This window comes from Lentibacillus kimchii (assembly GCF_055381965.1).
This window is the reverse complement of sequence record NZ_AP043934.1, coordinates 2,079,788-2,096,841: the sequence shown is the minus strand read 5'-3', so window position 1 is coordinate 2,096,841 and position 17,054 is coordinate 2,079,788. Positions and strand designations below refer to the sequence as shown.

Below are 17,054 nucleotides of genomic sequence, written 5' to 3'. Positions count from 1 at the left end.
CCTTTTCTGCGTATTGTGTCAGGTCGGTTTCGCTGACAGCAATTGTTGAAAGCAGCTCCTTTATATCACATTTTTATTATTTCTGCCGCTGATGTTCATCTGACAGGAAGTTAAAGAAGGTTTGCAGACTAGACCTTGGTTTGGCTTTAATCTCATTAATATATTGATCTTTCATATAATCATTCACAAGCTCACTGGATTTAATACGCTGAATGATATGATCCATCCCTATTTGCCGTATTTCTTTGTTCACATGTCTGGATTCCTTGAACAAGGCAGCGCCAATAGCTCCTAAAAGTGCGTAGATACCGAGTGACAGCAGCATGTCTGATTGGTATCCCGTGATGACGAGCATAATAAACAGATTAATAATTGAAATAATCAGAAATGGGATGGCAATCATCATATATTTCGTGCTTTTATTCAGTTGTGGCTTAACCAGTTCATCAATAGCCTCCAATTCCTTCTCAATGAATTGAGGCATGTTTTTAAACGTCCATTGACTCATATACGTTATCCGCTCCTTAAGTTTATTATATAATGCTTTCGTCGGTCTGTCATGTTAAATGCCTCTGGAGAAAACTGCGGCATAGGCAGGAAAATAACGATCGTTAAGCGAATTATATTATAAACCAATTAAGTGACATAACTGGAGGTGTGAACATGGCAACACTTGATGACTTTAATCAACTTGATATGCGTGTCGGAACAGTTTTAAAAGCTGAACCTCTTCAGGGAGCGAAAAAACCAGCCATTAAACTGCAGATCGATTTTGGGGAGGAACTGGGGCGAAAACAATCGTCAGCGCAAATCACCAATCGTTATAGACCTGAACAGATTGTCGGACGTCAAGTCGTCGGTGTCGTTAATATGCTGCCAATGCGCGTTGCTGGATTTAAATCAGAAGTACTGGTGCTTGGCGGTGTTCAGAACGAACATGATGTCATGCTGCTGCGGCCGGACGAGCCAGTCACCAATGGCACGCATGTATCGTAGGAAAAACGATCGTATGTAAACGAATAGGGCATTCCTGATATACTGGAGTCATTAGAATGGAGGATCAATATGCGGATTAAAATAACCAGTGTTTTTGTAGATGATCTGGAAAAAGCTTTAACGTTTTACACAGAGGTTCTCGGGTTTCAGAAAAAAATGGATACAACGGCAGGTGCGGCTAGATGGATAACGGTTGTCTCACCTGAGGAACCGGACGGTGTTGAATTGCTTTTGGAGCCGAATGACAGTGAGGCAGCACAGACATATCAGCAAGCAATTTACGAGCAGGGTGTTCCGATGACATCATTTGTTGTCGATGATCTTCAGGACGAATATACCCGCCTCGCTGATCAGGGTGTTGTCTTTTTTGCAGAGCCGACTGAAGCAGGTCCAGTGACATTTGCCGTTTTTGATGATACATGCGGCAACTTGATTCAGCTTTCGCAGGCACGGTAGTGAATACCTGCCGGTCATTACCAAAAGGGAGTGTGAAGATTATGCCGGGAACGGGAACAACGATGCAGCTTGTGACAGAGCTGCAGACAATCTTAGCGGAAGAACGTGTCACTGCCAACGATACGCTTTTGGCGCAGCACAGTTCTGATGAATCGTACCACACAGCACATTTGCCGGACATTGTTGTGTTTCCGGAAACAGCTGAGGAGATCCGTGCGGTAATCAATTGTGCGGATGCCTATGATGTGCCTGTTACACCATATGGTTACGGATCCAGTTTAGAGGCCAGTGTTATTCCGCAACAGGGTGGTATCGTCGTTGATTTTGCCAACATGGATAAAATTTTAAATGTAAGAGAAAATGATTTCCTTGTCACAGTGCAGCCGGGTGTTACTCGCTCGCAACTGGAGAAAGAACTTAAGAAATACGGACTGTTTTTCCCTGTTGATCCCGGCGCAGATGCGACACTTGGGGGTATGGCAGCAACGAATGCCAGTGGGACGACATCCGTTAAGTATGGCATCATGCGGGATAACGTACGTGATTTGGAAGTTGTTACGGCTGATGGATCGATCATCCACACCGGTAATTTGGCTGCCAAATCGTCGTCAGGCTATCACCTGAATGGGTTGTTCGTTGGGTCAGAAGGGACATTGGGCTGTTTTAGTGAACTGACATTGCAAGTAACTGGCATTCCGGAACATATTCTGGCGGGAAGAGCCGAATTCACAAGTGTTGATGATGCGGTGAACGCCGTGATTGCCATTATGCAGTCGGGTATCCCTGTAGCTCGGGTGGAACTCGTCGATGAAGAAGCTATTACGCAGATGAATCTATACAGCGAAACCGACTATCCGGAAGTGCCTACATTATTTCTGGAGCTGCATGGCAATGAAGCCGGATTGCAGCAAGACGTACAATTTATGGAAAATATCGTCACTGATATGAATTGCCGGCAAGTGGAATTTGAAACGGATACAGCTGGCCGCAACAAATTGTGGGAAGCCCGTCACAATGCAGCTTATGCCTTTATTCATAATCACCCAGGCCGAAAACAGATGGTAACGGATGTCTGTGTTCCTATTTCCGAGCTGGCCGGTGCCATTAAGGATGCGCGCACCGCCATTTCTGATTCAGGCCTTCCGGGCGGCATTGTCGGCCATGTTGGGGACGGAAATTATCATATTTTATTGATGCTGAATCCGGATGACCCGGACGCTATTGAGCGGGCTGATATGCTGAATGAACGGATTGTCAGTTATGCGCTTGAACGTGGTGGCACATGCACTGGCGAGCACGGTGTCGGCACGGGTAAACGAAAATATCAGGAGCGGGAACATGGTGAGGCGCTCCGAGTCATGCGCAGCATCAAACAAGCACTCGATCCGCATGATAGACTGAATCCAGGGAAAGTTATCGAGTAACGCCGGTGAAGCCATAAAACATAAATCTCTGCATCTCTAACAAATCAAGACGCCAATCCAGATTAGGGGTGATACATGATGCACCATGTATTGGCGAATCATGCATGGTATGAGCTGACTGGCCCTGTGACACTGGTGGTAACAGGGCTTTTGTGTTACTGGTATATCAGCAAAATGATTAGATCGCCTCATGTTTCGGCGACATATACACAGCGGATGTATTTTTTTCTGGCTATCAGTTTGTTTTTCCTTGTCAAAGGGACACCATTTGCTGTGATTGCCGACCATTATTTGTTCAGTGCTCTGTTATCTCAGCTCTCGTTTATGGCGTTTGTCATCATGCCGTTGTTTATTCTCAGTTTGCCTGAGCAGTATGTAGCGGCCTTTTTTTGGAATCACCGGCGTGCGGAAGCGGCGAGGCTGATACTGAATCATCCATGGTTTTTGGCAATCATGTTTAACGTCCTTATCTCGATTTATCTGATTCCGCCGGTTTTTAGCGTTATTCATGAAAGCACATCATTGCAGCTTCTCTTTGAGGTATTGTTTATGAGTCTTGCCTTTTTGACATGGTGGGTGATTATTCAGCCATTGACTGCAGTGGCCGGTCACAGTTACTTTAAACGAATTGTTCTCGTATTTTTTATGGCGATGTTTTTGATGCCGGCTGGATTTTATCTGCTGGTCGCACAAGAACCAATGTACGGAACATATGCTACTGCATCAAGTGCCCTGTTGCCAGTTTTGACAGCGGTTTATGATCAGCAGGCGGCAGGCGGTGTGCTGAAAATTTTACAGCTTACCAGCTATGCATTTGCGTTGTATTATCTGCTGAAAAGATGGGGGTTGCGTGAAGAAAAGGATGAAGGCAACGTCAATGACGATACACGTGTTGTCCAGGGAGTTGTCATCCAATTGAATGAATACAACCAGCAGAAAAAAGGCAGAAAACGGTGAAAACCTGTCCGTTTAGTGACCATAACGGAAAATATCTGTGATGGAGCTTGACTATCCTGTCAGCACGAAGAATTGACAATCGCTATGTTTCTTTAAATTCAGCAGGTTATCAAGCTGTCTGCTGCATCTCAGGGTTCTTTCGTCGTTTAAGCCATAAGTCATGCCGGTATCGACCAATTTTTGACGTTTATCAGCAATAGCCGTCAGCAGATCTTCACGGCTCTGTGCAAGCGTAGTATGATGCATCGTCCTCATGCTCCCTTTCAAATGGTGTGAGTTTGGGGCGTTTATTTCTCAAAACGCACAAGAACTATTATGGCATCTTGAAATTAAAATGCAATCGCTTCGGCAATAAAAGTCATAACATTACAGAAAGCGACAGGACTTATTTGAAAGCTGATGCATGATGAGCCATTGTCAGCCGAACAGAAGACTTCACCGAATGAGCTGCAATCTGTGGGGCATGCAGGCTTCGCCGTTCACACTTGTGTCCCAATTTTATCACTAGCGATGCCATTCCTGTAATACGTCACCAATGTTTCGTCTGTTAATCACGTGATCGGCATAGCTGTCAAGTTCTGTCGGATCACGATTGACAATTACGAGCCGGGCGCCATTTTCCCGGGCAAGAAGCGGTAACTGATTGGCTGGTGATACACTTAATGAAGACCCCAGCACAATAAACAGATCGGCTTTTTCCGCTTCAGAAACGGCAAACTGGAAGGCCTTCTGTGGCAGTGTTTCTCCGAAAAGAACAAGAGAAGGCCGTAAAACACCACCGCACGTGCAATAATAGACGTGATTAACGTAGGCCTGACTGTCATATTCCCAGCCGCAGGATTGACAATGCAGTTTTGTTAGTGAGCCATGAAGCTCCGCAACATTGTGACTGCCAGCTTTCTGGTGAAAGCCATCGACGTTCTGAGTAATGATGGATTTAACCTGATTTTCCTTTTCCCACGCCGCTAAAATAGCATGGCCTTTATGAGGTTGGTAGTCCTGAACTTTGAGCACGCGACTCCGGTAAAAATCGATAAATTCTTCAACATTGTTATTCAAGGCTTCGGTACTGGCAACCTGGCTTGGATCTTTTTGCTGCCATAAGCCTTCGTTAGCGGAACGGAAATCAGGCAGACCGCTCTCAGTGGACATGCCAGCGCCGGTGAATACAACAGTATAATGTGAGTTAGTAAGCCACTCCTTGACCATAGGACATTCCTCCTGTTACGTGATTACTATAAAACGTGTTGACGCGTCATGCGAATCCTGTGTATGGCCCTTGCAGCTAGGTTACTGGACGTATGAACCCGTTTATTAAAGGCCAAACTTCCGCATCCGCCGATTGCGCTTTGAGCGACTGTTTCTCTGCGTTCTCATGTGTGTTTTATAAATCAGCTGCGAATTCACGCGGTTCCTGCTGATATTTTCCCCGCAGGTTGACGGGTAGACTGTCAACTGTGATAATATCATCATCGAGGATCAAATTCATAGTACCTTCGATTGTGTGTTCCAGTTCCCGGACGTTTCCGGGCTAATCATGCTCTTGGAGGATTTGTCTGACGCGTGAACTGATTCCTTTAATATCCATTTCAAATGAGGCATTGTACTTGTCGATAAACTTCTGTGTTAAAAGGTCAATATCTTCTTTTCGTTCACGCAGCAGCGGGACAAATAGTGACACAGGGTATATGCCAAATAAATTTGCACTTATAAATCTTAACATATCATGAAAGTCTGCCATATCAAAAGAAGGTATATTTGGCATGGATTTTGCTATTAAACTGGTGTATAATAAATAGGGAGGTCCTTTTGTTATGAGCGAATCAAAAGCAATCATTAACAGACGGAAAACTATGGTGCGCCAAATTATAAACCACTTCCAGTCGTGATCTCGGAAGCAGAAGGTGTATGGGTGAACGATCCTGAGGGCAATCAATACATGGCTATGTTAAGCTCTTATTTGGCGCTCAATCATGGCCATCGTCATCCCAAAGTCATGAGGACTCTTCAAAAGCAGGCAGGGCGTGTTACACTGACATCCCGTGCTTTTCATAATGATCAGCTTGGCCCATTTTATGAGAAAGTATCAAAAGTAACCGGCAAAACTATGGTGCTGCCAATGAACTCAGGCACTTAAGCAGTCGAGACAGCTCTTAAGGCAGCACGCCGCTGGAGTTACGATAAAAAAAGGATTCCTGAAGATCAGGCCGAAATCATAGCATGTGACGATAACTTCCACGGTCATACGATGGCGCCTGTTTCATTATCCACCGACCCCGATAACAAATGCGGATATGGTCCGATCTTCCAGGGCTAAAGGTGATTTCATACGGTGGTATTGAAGCACTGAAAGAGGCTATAACACCTAATACGGCTGCATTTCTGATGGAGCCAATTCAAAGCGAGGCAGGCATCAATATTCCGCCAGCAGAAGGTTTTTCTGAAAGAGGCATATGATGTGTGCCGTGATCAGAATGTGCTGTAGTTTCAGTCAGGATTTGGACGGACAGGCAAAATGTTGAATCCGATGTTTATATACTCGGTAAAGCACCTGGCGGCGGTGTTATGCCAATATCATGTATTGCGGCAAATTGCGATGTGCTGGATGTCTTTAACCCAGGATCACATGGCTCAACATTCGGGGGCAATTCGCTGGCGTATGCTGTGTCTGTCACAGCTCTCGATGTCATTGAAGAAGAACATTTAGCGGAACGGTCCCTTAAACTCGGGAATCATTTCCTGGAAAAACTAAAAGGGCTTGATAATCCTGCTATTAAGGAAGTGCGCGGAAGAGGACTGTTTGTGGGCGTCGAGCTTTATGAACCGGCAAGAAGTTGTTGTGAGGCACTGAAAGAAGCCGGTCTGCTTTGCAAAGAGACACATGAAATTGTTATTTGATTTGCACCCCCCGCTGATTATTAGTGAGGAAGATCTATTGGGCAATTGATAAAATTTATCAAGTCTTGTCCAACTAAGTAATCATTACAAGTCAAGGAAGTGAAGCATACCAATGGTTAATAAAACGGAGAATGAACAAACGGGTGAATCCGTTGATTTGATGGATTCAACACAGGTTACGATTAAAGAGGCGCTCGATAATCTGGGTTATCCCGATGAGGTCTACCAATTATTGAAAGAACCAATGCGGACGCTTACAGTGCGGTTTCCTGTTCGTATGGATGACGGAAAAGTCCAGATATTTACGGGTTATCGTGTTCAACACAGTGATGCAGTTGGACCGACAAAAGGCGGCGTCCGTTTTCATCCGGATGTCAATGAGACAGAGGTTAAAGCATTGGCTATATGGATGAGCATGAAGAGCGGTATTCTGGATATTCCGTACGGCGGCGGCAAAGGCGGTATCATTTGTGATCCGCGGGAGATGTCTTTCCGGGAAATAGAAGGCATCAGTCGTGAATATGTCCGCGCAATCAGCCAGATTGTCGGACCAACAAAAGATATTCCGGCACCCGACGTGTTTACAAACTCGCAGATTATGGCTTGGATGGTTGACGAATACAGCAAGATCAGTGAGTTTGATTCACCAGGGTTTATTACCGGAAAGCCAATTGCACTGGGTGGCTCACAAGGCCGTGATACGGCAACGGCTAAAGGCGTTACTATCTGTGTTGAAGAAGCAGCCCGGAAGCGTGGCATGGATCTGCACGGGGCGAAGATCATTGTCCAGGGATTCGGTAATGCCGGCAGTTATTTGTCGAAATTTATGCATGATGAAGGTGCGAAAGTTGTCGGCATTTCAGACGCATACGGTGCCATTTACGATGCAAATGGTCTTGATGTTGATTACTTGCTGGAAAAGCGGGACAGCTTCGGTACAGTAACCAATCAATTTGACAATCCTATATCGAATAAGGAATTGTTTTCCCAGGACTGTGACATCCTTATTCCGGCTGCAATTGCTAATCAGATTACAGAGGAAAATGCCCGGGATATCAAGGCATCTATTATTGTGGAAGCCGCAAATGGTCCCACGACACGCGAAGCTACAAAAATTCTGACAGATCGCGGTGTTTTGCTCGTTCCGGATGTGCTTGCAAGTTCCGGTGGCGTGACTGTATCCTACTTTGAGTGGGTACAGAATAACCAAGGCTATTACTGGAGTGCTGAAAACGTTGCCAATATGCTGCAGTCGAACCTTGTCAATGCGTTTAATAAAGTTTATGACGCATCTGAAACACACAAGGTCAATATGCGATTGGCAGCCTTTATGGTAGGCATCCGCAGATTGGCTGAGGCTGTTCGATTCCGCGGCTGGGTCTAAGTCACTGCATGAGCGCTCAAACATGTTTAGTCAGACATGTTTGGGCGCTTGTTATGTTTATGGATGAAGACGCAGCATAGATATATCTCAGCACGATCGCCAGACACTGAGATTAGAGAGTGTTGTTTTTAAATGTGTGGCTCAATGCATGTCTTTTAGCCATATTTGGCAACAGCTTCAAAACTGAGTAACATAAGGTCCGGAATACGTTTGAGAGGAACATCAAAATGAATGTCACCACAGACGCAAAACTGCTCAGATTTGTTATTTTTCTTTATGTGCTGCTGTATTTTGTTAATTACTTTCTTAAAATGGATGTGCTAACAGCTATTCAAGCGACTCTGGGGCTGATCATGCTGGTTCTGGCAGGTGTCAGTTTCAGGGTTAAGCACTTTAAACTCCCGCTTTTCCTTTTTCTGACAGGGTCTGTCATTATGGTGTTGTTTACAGACGGCCCTTTTCTAGGAAATCTGCAAAGCGGGCTGCTGCAAATGAGCAATATTATTGGTCTTTTGGCTGTTGTTCCGATGATCAGCTGGGTATTGCGGTCAGAGCCTTATATTGAGGAAATAATCGGTCTGGCACACAACTTTCTCAACACGAGTCGTAAATTCTACTCGGGCATACTGGTGTTCACACATATTATTGCCTATTTCTTATTGTTTGGCTCCATCCCGATGATGTATGAATTTGTTAATAACATTTTAAAAAATGAGCGGGGCGAGGCATGGGAAAAATTTAAGGGAACTGCTTTGTTGCGCGCGTTCGCTCTTTCGACTCTGTGGGTTATCAGCATTCCCAGCTTCGCTTATGCAGTCGAGGCACTGGATGCGTCATTATTTACGACGATGATGCAAGGCTTAATCACGGCTGCAGCAGCAATGATCGTAGCAATTGGGTTTTCTTACGCTGAAGAGAGACACTATTCGGTTGATTTGACCGCTGCTATTAATACAGAACTTGACAGGATGCGGGAAGATGCTTCAGACAAAAAACAACAGATACGAAAGGCGCTGGAATTCGGCTTTCTGTTCATCTCGCTTTTTGGCACTATTTTTTTCATTTACTCGATTATGAATGTGGAACTGATGGTATTGATTCCAATCGTCATTTTAATTTGGTCGACTAGCTATTTTCTGATTAAGAAGCGGCCAAAAAGGCAGCTCGACGAGGCACAGGACTATTACCGGTACGGTCTATCCGGAAAGGGGTACCAGTTTAGTGTTCTGACAGCAGCAGGTGTCCTCATATTCGGCTTAAATCAAATGGGTATTGGAACAGTGATCGTCGATGGTATTTATGCGCTGCAGGAGTTTGTCCCTTTTATTAATATATTGTACTTCCTGCCGCTAATTGTTATCGTGCTTGGCTTTATGGGACTTGGACCACTTACCGTTATGGTGCTTGTCGCGGGGATTCTTGAAGATATTTCATTGCCTTATCCGCCTGAACTTGTCGTTCTTGCAGTTACGTCAGGCAGTGCTATTTCGATTTTGGTGTCACCGCTGCTTATGCCGGTTATTGTATTAAGTGACACGAACGGCCTGAGCCCTTTGAAGAATGGATTCAAGCATAATTATAAATATGCGATTGTGCTTTATGTTATGGTTCAGATCTATATTCAGTTTATGGTGTATGTTTAGAACACCCCATTTACTATTGGGGTTAAAACAGGTTTATTCTTTTAAGTAACCACTGCGATTATGCCAGGACTGAGACCTGTTATTTAAGGTCACAGCCTGCTTTAGCGATTTAGTGATTGTCACTGCCATTAGCGGTATCAGAATTTTCTTCTGCGTCCCCAACCACTATGGCTTCCTTAGGCATTGTGTGCAGTTCTCGTGCTGACGTATGTGCATATATTTCGTAAACCGCATTATCCTCAAAAGTTACGTCAGCTGTGTAAATTCCGTTTCCCTGGTTAGCTGCTTGCACCATGGAACTGCTGTCTTTATGATCTTGTTTCCAATATTCGAATTGGACTTCCTCTGCATCTTTGACTAACTCATCGCCGTATGTAACGGTCGCTTTTAATGTAACTGTCTCACCCGCCTCTGCTGTTTCGGGCGGATCGAAGTCAACATGAAGGGCGGCCGGTTCTTCATGTTCATCGTCTGCTGTGCTGTCACTGCCCTCACTGCTGCATGCACTGAGCAAAGCCAATGTCAATATGATCAGGGCGGCCCAAATATATTTCTTCATGCTTTGTCCCCCGTTTCTTCTTATACCGAGATTAACACGATTATAGAAAATCAAGTGCTATAAAGCAATCATGTTTGTGTGCATAAATATGAATCTTTTGTGACGGAATTTTGGACTGCAGATGACGCACGCTGTCTACAGGCTTTTCAAATCGTATGTTATGATATGGTTAATGAGAGCCTTCTGCTGTGCTGGATGGATCCTCTGTATGTATCATTAGATGCCGCATCATGGTGATCCCGCCACGATTATTATCGTTTAAAGGAGTTCGGTTATGAAGGAATACCGTTATGACAAGTTATTAAATATCAAAACCCGCCGAAAAAAATGGATACATGCAGACCTGCATCATAACCCCTATGAACCGACACCCTATCATGCGCTGGAAACGTTATGTCATAATTATCATATTACGAGTCATGATCAAATCGTGGACTTCGGCTGCGGAAAAGGTCGTCTGAATTTTTTTAGTCATTATTATTATCAGGCGTCTGTCACCGGTGTGGAAATGAATTACAAACTTTTTAAAGAAGCTATTAAAAATCGCTATCGTTATATGGAGCAAACAAAGCAGGCTACCGACCCTATTTCCTTTCATTGCTGTTTAGCGGAAGACTACAGAATTGATCCGGCAGATAACCGGTTTTATTTTTTTAATCCCTTTTCGATTCAAGTGTTCAAGCAGGTGGTTAATAATATTCTGCATTCGGCTGCGCAATCCGCACGGGAGATTGAACTGATTATGTATTATGCATCAAACGCATATATTAGGTTTCTGGATGGTGAAACTGCTTTTGAACGGCAAAAGGAGATCGTACTGCCGGAGATGATTAATCGGGATCCCTATGAACGGTTTAACATTTATCGATTGACGGGTACTGAATAAGGTTGATGCTGACTGATGACAAGTGCTGAGCGGTTCTTCATGTGACTATTTTTTGAAATTATGGATTGTCATTTAAAATAAAGCGTGATAAACTAAAAATAACTGGATAGATGACACATGTTACTGACATGATTAGGCATAGTGGTATATTACAAGGGGAAAGGGCGCCTTGTTTGCCGCTATATCTTTTTTTCTGCCTGCGTTTGAAGATTCATCCAGCGAATCAGCATCCCAGAGAAGGAGTTTTCGTTATGTTTAAAAACTTATTTAAGAAGGGCAATTCGAAAACAGAGATGGTAGCGCCTGTCGCTGGTGAGCTTATCTCACTGGAAGATGTGCCCGATCCAGTTTTCAGTCAAAAAATGATGGGTGATGGCATCGCGATCAAACCGTCCGATAACCAAATTGTAGCACCAGTGGATGGTGAGGTTGTTCAGTTGCCAGAGACGAAACATGCTGTTGGACTGCGGACAGAAGACGGCATTGAAGTTCTGGTTCATATTGGGCTTGAAACCGTCTCCCTTAATGGTGAAGGTTTTACACCGAATGTGAAAACAGGGGATCAGGTCGCTAAGGGTGATCCGCTTATGACCTGTGATTTCGATTATATTCGTGAGAACGCTTCAAGCGATATCACGCCGGTTGTTATCACGAATGGCCAGGATACTGATAAGACATTTACGATGACGGAAGAAAGCAACGGAAAAACAGGCGAAACGGTGATTATCACGGCGTCAGAAAAGTAGCTACGCAATGTGAAAGGGAGCGTGACCCGGATGACGATCCGAAAAATATTAAATAACAATGCCGTCATTGTTTGGGATGAAGACGAAGAAAAAATTGCGATCGGTTCGGGCATAGGCTTCAATAAACAAAAACATGACGTGGTAAATCCCCGAAAAATCGAGAAATTGTTTGTACTGAAAGAGAATGAACCATTACAGCAGCTATTGCTCCGAATTCCGGAAAAACACTTTATTGTGTCAGAAGATATTATTAACCATGCTGAACAACAGCTGAAGACGGATTTAAGTGATCATGTCCTGATCCAGCTTGCTGATCATATTTCCTTTGCTATCGAGCGTGAACAGAATGGCATTCAGCTGCAAAATGCCCTTTTGCGGGAGATTAAGGTGTTATACCGGCAGGAGTTTAAGATTGGTTTATGGGCTCTTCAGCATATTGAAACAGAGATCGGTATAGAAATGCCTGTGGATGAAGCGGCGTTTATTGCACTGTATCTTCATACAATGAAAATTGGAGGGGGTGATATACACGAAACGGTGCGTCAGACAACGATTGTTCAGAACATGGTGCAAGAGATCAGGAATTGTTTAAATGTTGTTATTGATGAGACGGACATTGCTTATGAACGGCTTGTGACACATTTGCAGTTTGCCTTAACACGAGCTAAAGATCAAAATAGTCATGTTATGGATGAAGACATGTTCAACATGATCAGACAAAAATACGATGCCGCTTATCAATGTGCTATGCATGTCGCTGAGGAAACAGAAAAGACACATGGTATTAGCTTGCCTGAAGAGGAACTTGGATACATTACACTGCATATTGAACGCTTGCGAACGCACTAATAGTATCGAATTCAAACAGTAAGATAACGTTAATATTTAGATTGTAATCGGATTCACCAGATGATTGTACTTCTTGCCATAAATCAGGCATGATTGTGGGTTCGTTAAATTTATCAAATGAATACAGGGGGGAATAAACATGATGAAATATCTGCAGAAGCTTGGTACGTCTTTAATGCTTCCTGTCGCAGTACTGCCCGCTGCCGCGCTTCTAATGGGTATCGGAAACTGGATAGCGAGCGCTGATGAAAATAATGTCATCGCCAATTTTCTCACAAATGGCGGTGATGCCATCCTCGGTCACTTGGGCATTCTGTTTGCTGTTGGTGTTGCTATCGGGATGTCTAAAGATCAGCATGGCTCGGCTGCATTAAGCGGACTTGTTGCCTATCTGGTAACCACAACAGTTCTTGGCGTCAGCGGGGTTGCTGGACTCCAGGGGATTGAGGAGAGCGCGGTTGATCCTGCTTTTGAAAATACTAAAAACGTTTTTATCGGGATTCTTTCAGGTCTCGGAGCCTCTATTATGTACAACAGATTCAGTCACGTGAAGCTGCCCGACGCACTTGCTTTCTTTAGCGGGAAGCGTTTAGTGCCGATCTTGAGTGCGGCACTCATGATGGTTGTTTCAGCTATTCTTTTCTTCGTATGGCCTGTTGTCTATAATGCATTGGTTTCGTTTGGCCAGTCCATCGTTGATCTGGATGCGGTTGGTGCCGGATTATACGGCTTCTTTAACCGTTTGCTCATTCCGACTGGTCTGCACCATGCCCTTAATAATGTGTTCTGGTTTGATGTGGCTGGCATTGATGATATCGCCAGTTTCTGGGCCAGTGAGGGCACAAAAGGAATTACCGGCCGCTACTTGGCTGGATTCTTCCCAGTTATGATGTTTGGTCTGCCTGCTGCTGCTTTAGCGATGTATCATACAGCTAAAACAAAACGGAAAAAACAGGCTGCGTCACTGCTGATGGCTGCTGCTTTCGCTTCATTTTTTACGGGTGTTACAGAGCCACTGGAATTCTCATTTATGTTCCTGGCACCTGCATTGTATGTTGTACACGCAGCCTTAACAGGGCTTTCATTATTTGTAGCAGCGTTGTTTCAGTGGACGGCCGGATTCAGTTTCAGCGCCGGTTTAGTTGACTACGTTTTAAGTCTCGGTGTGCCAATCGCAAACAAACCGCTTATGCTCATTCTGCAGGGTCTCGTATTTGCGGTGCTTTACTACTTTATATTCCGCTTCTTAATCAGTAAATTCAATATGAAAACACCAGGACGTGAAGATGACGAGCATGTAGAAGAAGAGGAAAGTGAAGCGACAGAGACTGAGGCTGCAGGTACTAAGGAAGATGCCAGTGCTTCCAAAAAGGATAAGACAACGGTTATGGCTGAGACCATTTATGAAGGTCTCGGCGGTGATGACAACGTCCGGAGTGTTGATAACTGTGTATCCCGCTTAAGACTGGAAGTTGATGATATGAACAACGTTAACCAGGCTAAAATCAAAGAAGCCGGAGTACCGGGCATCAATGTTGTCGGCGAGCATAGTATTCAGGTTGTTGTTGGAACACAAGTACAATTTGTAGCCGATGAAATCCTTAGAATACGGCAAAGAGAATAGCGTCGTATAAAAGCGAACAGCTGAATGCTGTTCGCTTTTATTAGAGTCTGGAAAACGCTCAGAAGTTTAACCGATTGTAAATGAAAATGGCTTTTCTATTTTAAAAGCCCCATTCTGATAGGTTCGTTCCGCAAATACAGCATGATTATTCCGGTCAATAAGCAAAACAGTTGAAGAACGGGTTCCATAACCGGATGTCTTAATAAAGATTGGTGAGAGCTGCCGATCAACATGAGTGATCTCTGATTCAGGCAAGTCGTTATCTGCAGCTTTTTCCGTATCAGACAAGATGTTAAACAACGGCTCGGTGGCCACATGCCTATGCTGGCCTGTATAGGCTGCCAGCCTGCTTGTTCCTTTCGATACTTTTGGCCATGGAGTATCCAAAAATGCATTGCTCAGTCCGTGAGTACCTTGTGAAACAGTCGCGATGTTGTTTTCAATATTGTTATAATATACGAGGTGATCGGGTGTTCCGGCGATTATATTAAAACCGGCATACCTATCCTTTGTTTCCTGCAGGCACAGCAAAAATTCGCTGGCCGACATGGTGTCATTGAGGAAATCCTTAACAATCGTTCCGCGTGATTCTGGATAAGTTTGATTGTCATTTGCATTTCGGCAGTTGGTTAATGCTGCAAATCGGCCGGTTTTGGTAATACCCAGCCAAGTCCCCATTCCCAGCAAATCTCTTCCAGCCAAAATGTGTGGATGGTCCTTCCAAAATTGAGCTGGTGCAGTAGGGCGCTGATGGAATTCGTCACGATTGGCAGCAAGAATTAATTTATATTGTGGATGGCTATGGAATTGAAAATTAATAAGACACATATTACCCCCCCTTTTTCCTCATTATAACTTTCAGCGTTAACCGTTCCTATAGATAATAACCATTCTTTGTGCGTTTTCTGTCCTTCAGTTAATAATTTCTTCTTTTATGTCAAAACGATAATTGCTAGAATTGTCGATGTGATTGCGCGCCTGCTGGGTTTTACTTTCTTCATTCATCTCCTCAATGCTGTTTTTCCAGTATAATGCGCATGTTGTGCTACCATGTGCACATTCATTTTATGATCAAACATAGTCTGCTATAATTAGCTGGTATGTTTCAACGTTGATTTGTTCCCGAGCAGATTGTGGGAACTTGTTTTATTTAATCAAAGAAAGAAGGTTCGTTATATGTCTGAAAATCAAGCGCTAGAATACTCACAATCGAAGGCAAAGCGAACGACACTCATGCTTGTGCTCATTTCGGGGGCATTTGCCGCCATCTTAAACCAGACGCTGTTGGCGACAGCGGTGCCGCGTATTATGATTGATATGGACCTTACAGAAAGTACGGCACAGTGGCTGAACTCCGTTTTCATGCTTGTTAACGGGATTATGATACCTGTTACAGCGCTGCTTGTCGGGCGTTTTACGACCAGACAGCTGTTCCTTTTTGCTCTGGGTTTATTTGGCGTGGGCACTGTTATTTGTGCGATCGCACCATCTTTCTTTATATTGATGGCTGGCCGGGTTATTCAGGCAGCCGGAGCCGGCATTATTATACCGTTGATGCAGACAATTTTAATGCTTCTCTATCCTGTGGAAAAACGCGGATCGGCCATGGGCATGTTCGGGCTTGTTATTGCCTTTGCGCCAGCGATTGGTCCTACCTTATCAGGCTGGCTGATTGACCATTACCAATGGCGTGTTCTGTTTTTAATCATTATCCCAATTGTAATTATCGATGTTATCGTTGCGTATTTTCTGCTCCGTAATGTCACCGAACAGACTTTTCCGAGAGTGGACGTGCCATCCATCATCATGTCAACACTCGGTTTTGGCGGTCTGCTGTACGGGTTCAGTGCTGCTGGAACAGATGCAGGCTGGGGCAGTCCGCAAGTGATTATTGGGATCATAGCTGGTGCTATTATCCTGACTATGTTTATTCTCAGGCAGCTTAAACTTGAAGAGCCGATTCTGGAATTCCGGATATTTAAGTACAATACGTTTGTGCTGGCAACAGCTCTTGGCATGGTCGTCTTTATGGCTATGATCGGTGCTCAGACTGTCCTGCCGATTCTGATGCAGAATATGCTGGGCTTCTCGGCATTGCAGTCAGGCATGGCGCTCTTGCCGGGTGCTGTCGTTATGGGTATTATGAACCCAGTAACCGGGCGGCTGTTTGATAAGTTTGGCGTCAAATATCTAGCGCTTATGGGGCTGACCATTCTGGCGGTAACGACATTTATGTTCTCAACGCTGTCACCGGATACCTCATTCGCCTATATTGCTATTCTGAATGCGGTACGGATGCTTGGTGTGGCAATGGTATTGATGCCGTCCACCACAGCAAGTCTCAACGAATTGCCGAATAAAGTGATGCCGCATGGAACAGCCATGAATAACACAATGCGTCAGATTTCTGGTGCTGTCGGTACAGCACTGATGGTAACGGTTATGTCCAATGCGGCACTGCCGGATCAAGGCGCATCAGGGCAAATCCATGGTGTGAATATATCCTTTATCGTTGTCGGTTTGATTGCGGTCGCCGGTATCGTTTTGGCCTTGTTTATGAAAAGTCCGCGAAGCAGCAAAAATGCTGGTTAGTCAGAAGAAAACTTCCGTCATGCAAATTGCTTGGCGGAAG

16 protein-coding genes and 2 pseudogenes are annotated in these 17,054 nt (G+C 44.4%); 12 read left to right on the top strand and 6 right to left on the bottom strand.

Annotation, left to right across the window (positions count from 1 at the left end):
- Positions 1-76: 76 nt before the first annotated feature.
- Entirely contained in the window at positions 77-508 is a 432-nt protein-coding gene (locus ACZ444_RS11170; RefSeq protein WP_382357832.1) for a DUF5392 family protein, read from the bottom strand.
- Between the two features lie 155 nt (positions 509-663).
- On the opposite strand from ACZ444_RS11170, the gene ACZ444_RS11165 reads away from it, so the two are divergent.
- The 4 genes from ACZ444_RS11165 (at position 664) to ACZ444_RS11150 (ending at position 3,833) form a co-directional block, all read left to right on the top strand.
- On the top strand, positions 664-996 hold the full coding sequence (locus ACZ444_RS11165; RefSeq protein WP_382357830.1) for a tRNA-binding protein: 333 nt from the start codon (positions 664-666) through the stop codon (positions 994-996).
- Positions 997-1,065: 69 nt separating this feature from the next.
- Positions 1,066-1,452, top strand: a complete 387-nt coding sequence (locus tag ACZ444_RS11160; RefSeq protein ID WP_382357829.1) for a VOC family protein — start codon at positions 1,066-1,068, stop codon at positions 1,450-1,452.
- 41 nt (positions 1,453-1,493) lie between these two features.
- Complete coding sequence (locus tag ACZ444_RS11155) at positions 1,494-2,876, top strand: FAD-binding oxidoreductase (protein ID WP_382357921.1); 1,383 nt, start codon at positions 1,494-1,496, stop codon at positions 2,874-2,876.
- 78 nt (positions 2,877-2,954) lie between these two features.
- Positions 2,955-3,833, top strand: a complete 879-nt coding sequence (locus tag ACZ444_RS11150) for a cytochrome c oxidase assembly protein (RefSeq protein WP_382357828.1) — start codon at positions 2,955-2,957, stop codon at positions 3,831-3,833.
- A gap of 51 nt (positions 3,834-3,884) precedes the next feature.
- Here ACZ444_RS11150 and ACZ444_RS11145 read toward each other — a convergent pair whose 3' ends face one another.
- The 3 genes and pseudogenes from ACZ444_RS11145 to ACZ444_RS11135 all read right to left on the bottom strand — a co-directional run bounded on the left by ACZ444_RS11145 (position 3,885) and on the right by ACZ444_RS11135 (position 5,514).
- A complete protein-coding gene (locus ACZ444_RS11145) occupies positions 3,885-4,079 on the bottom strand; it encodes a Spo0E family sporulation regulatory protein-aspartic acid phosphatase (protein ID WP_382357827.1) in 195 nt (64 codons plus the stop codon).
- Positions 4,080-4,337: 258 nt separating this feature from the next.
- The gene (locus ACZ444_RS11140; protein WP_382357826.1) at positions 4,338-5,042 is read right to left on the bottom strand and encodes an NAD-dependent protein deacylase; all 705 of its coding nucleotides are present in this window, start codon (positions 5,040-5,042) and stop codon (positions 4,338-4,340) included.
- A gap of 175 nt (positions 5,043-5,217) precedes the next feature.
- Positions 5,218-5,514: pseudogene (locus ACZ444_RS11135) on the bottom strand (AAA-type ATPase lid domain-containing protein).
- A 162-nt stretch (positions 5,515-5,676) separates the two neighbouring features.
- Between ACZ444_RS11135 and rocD the strand changes: the two are divergent.
- The 3 genes and pseudogenes from rocD to ACZ444_RS11120 all read left to right on the top strand — a co-directional run.
- Positions 5,677-6,808: pseudogene (rocD, locus tag ACZ444_RS11130) on the top strand (ornithine--oxo-acid transaminase); the annotation flags it as partial.
- Between the two features lie 35 nt (positions 6,809-6,843).
- The gene (locus tag ACZ444_RS11125) at positions 6,844-8,115 is read left to right on the top strand and encodes a Glu/Leu/Phe/Val family dehydrogenase (protein WP_382357824.1); all 1,272 of its coding nucleotides are present in this window, start codon (positions 6,844-6,846) and stop codon (positions 8,113-8,115) included.
- 227 nt (positions 8,116-8,342) lie between these two features.
- On the top strand, positions 8,343-9,758 hold the full coding sequence (locus ACZ444_RS11120; protein WP_382357823.1) for a hypothetical protein: 1,416 nt from the start codon (positions 8,343-8,345) through the stop codon (positions 9,756-9,758).
- A 109-nt stretch (positions 9,759-9,867) separates the two neighbouring features.
- On the opposite strand, the gene ACZ444_RS11115 is transcribed toward ACZ444_RS11120, so the two are convergent.
- Positions 9,868-10,317, bottom strand: a complete 450-nt coding sequence (locus tag ACZ444_RS11115) for a FixH family protein (protein ID WP_382357822.1) — start codon at positions 10,315-10,317, stop codon at positions 9,868-9,870.
- A 274-nt stretch (positions 10,318-10,591) separates the two neighbouring features.
- On the opposite strand from ACZ444_RS11115, the gene ACZ444_RS11110 reads away from it, so the two are divergent.
- The 4 genes from ACZ444_RS11110 (at position 10,592) to nagE (ending at position 14,422) form a co-directional block, all read left to right on the top strand.
- Complete coding sequence (locus tag ACZ444_RS11110) at positions 10,592-11,203, top strand: class I SAM-dependent methyltransferase (RefSeq protein WP_382357821.1); 612 nt, start codon at positions 10,592-10,594, stop codon at positions 11,201-11,203.
- 251 nt (positions 11,204-11,454) lie between these two features.
- On the top strand, positions 11,455-11,949 hold the full coding sequence (locus ACZ444_RS11105; protein WP_382357820.1) for a PTS sugar transporter subunit IIA: 495 nt from the start codon (positions 11,455-11,457) through the stop codon (positions 11,947-11,949).
- Between the two features lie 30 nt (positions 11,950-11,979).
- Entirely contained in the window at positions 11,980-12,798 is an 819-nt protein-coding gene (locus tag ACZ444_RS11100) for a PRD domain-containing protein (RefSeq protein ID WP_382357819.1), read from the top strand.
- A gap of 139 nt (positions 12,799-12,937) precedes the next feature.
- Complete coding sequence (gene nagE, locus ACZ444_RS11095; RefSeq protein ID WP_382357818.1) at positions 12,938-14,422, top strand: N-acetylglucosamine-specific PTS transporter subunit IIBC; 1,485 nt, start codon at positions 12,938-12,940, stop codon at positions 14,420-14,422.
- 66 nt (positions 14,423-14,488) lie between these two features.
- Here the strand turns inward: nagE and ACZ444_RS11090 are convergent, their stop codons facing one another.
- Positions 14,489-15,250: an NRDE family protein gene (locus ACZ444_RS11090; RefSeq protein WP_382357817.1), complete on the bottom strand. Its 762-nt coding sequence runs from the start codon at positions 15,248-15,250 to the stop codon at positions 14,489-14,491.
- A gap of 348 nt (positions 15,251-15,598) precedes the next feature.
- Here ACZ444_RS11090 and ACZ444_RS11085 point away from each other — a divergent pair, with 348 nt between their 5' ends.
- The gene (locus ACZ444_RS11085) at positions 15,599-17,014 is read left to right on the top strand and encodes an MDR family MFS transporter (RefSeq protein WP_382357816.1); all 1,416 of its coding nucleotides are present in this window, start codon (positions 15,599-15,601) and stop codon (positions 17,012-17,014) included.
- Positions 17,015-17,054 lie beyond the last annotated feature (40 nt).

Bases quoted from the DNA above. Each gene is read 5' to 3' on its own strand.
- ACZ444_RS11170 (WP_382357832.1), bottom strand. From the start codon at position 508: ATGAGTCAATGGACGTTTAAAAACATGCCTCAATTCATTGAGAAGGAA.
- ACZ444_RS11165 (WP_382357830.1), top strand. From the start codon at position 664: ATGGCAACACTTGATGACTTTAATCAACTTGATATGCGTGTCGGAACA.
- ACZ444_RS11160 (WP_382357829.1), top strand. From the start codon at position 1,066: ATGCGGATTAAAATAACCAGTGTTTTTGTAGATGATCTGGAAAAAGCT.
- ACZ444_RS11155 (WP_382357921.1), top strand. From the start codon at position 1,494: ATGCCGGGAACGGGAACAACGATGCAGCTTGTGACAGAGCTGCAGACA.
- ACZ444_RS11150 (WP_382357828.1), top strand. From the start codon at position 2,955: ATGCACCATGTATTGGCGAATCATGCATGGTATGAGCTGACTGGCCCT.
- ACZ444_RS11145 (WP_382357827.1), bottom strand. From the start codon at position 4,079: ATGCATCATACTACGCTTGCACAGAGCCGTGAAGATCTGCTGACGGCT.
- ACZ444_RS11140 (WP_382357826.1), bottom strand. From the start codon at position 5,042: ATGGTCAAGGAGTGGCTTACTAACTCACATTATACTGTTGTATTCACC.
- ACZ444_RS11125 (WP_382357824.1), top strand. From the start codon at position 6,844: ATGGTTAATAAAACGGAGAATGAACAAACGGGTGAATCCGTTGATTTG.
- ACZ444_RS11120 (WP_382357823.1), top strand. From the start codon at position 8,343: ATGAATGTCACCACAGACGCAAAACTGCTCAGATTTGTTATTTTTCTT.
- ACZ444_RS11115 (WP_382357822.1), bottom strand. From the start codon at position 10,317: ATGAAGAAATATATTTGGGCCGCCCTGATCATATTGACATTGGCTTTG.
- ACZ444_RS11110 (WP_382357821.1), top strand. From the start codon at position 10,592: ATGAAGGAATACCGTTATGACAAGTTATTAAATATCAAAACCCGCCGA.
- ACZ444_RS11105 (WP_382357820.1), top strand. From the start codon at position 11,455: ATGTTTAAAAACTTATTTAAGAAGGGCAATTCGAAAACAGAGATGGTA.
- ACZ444_RS11100 (WP_382357819.1), top strand. From the start codon at position 11,980: ATGACGATCCGAAAAATATTAAATAACAATGCCGTCATTGTTTGGGAT.
- nagE (WP_382357818.1), top strand. From the start codon at position 12,938: ATGATGAAATATCTGCAGAAGCTTGGTACGTCTTTAATGCTTCCTGTC.
- ACZ444_RS11090 (WP_382357817.1), bottom strand. From the start codon at position 15,250: ATGTGTCTTATTAATTTTCAATTCCATAGCCATCCACAATATAAATTA.
- ACZ444_RS11085 (WP_382357816.1), top strand. From the start codon at position 15,599: ATGTCTGAAAATCAAGCGCTAGAATACTCACAATCGAAGGCAAAGCGA.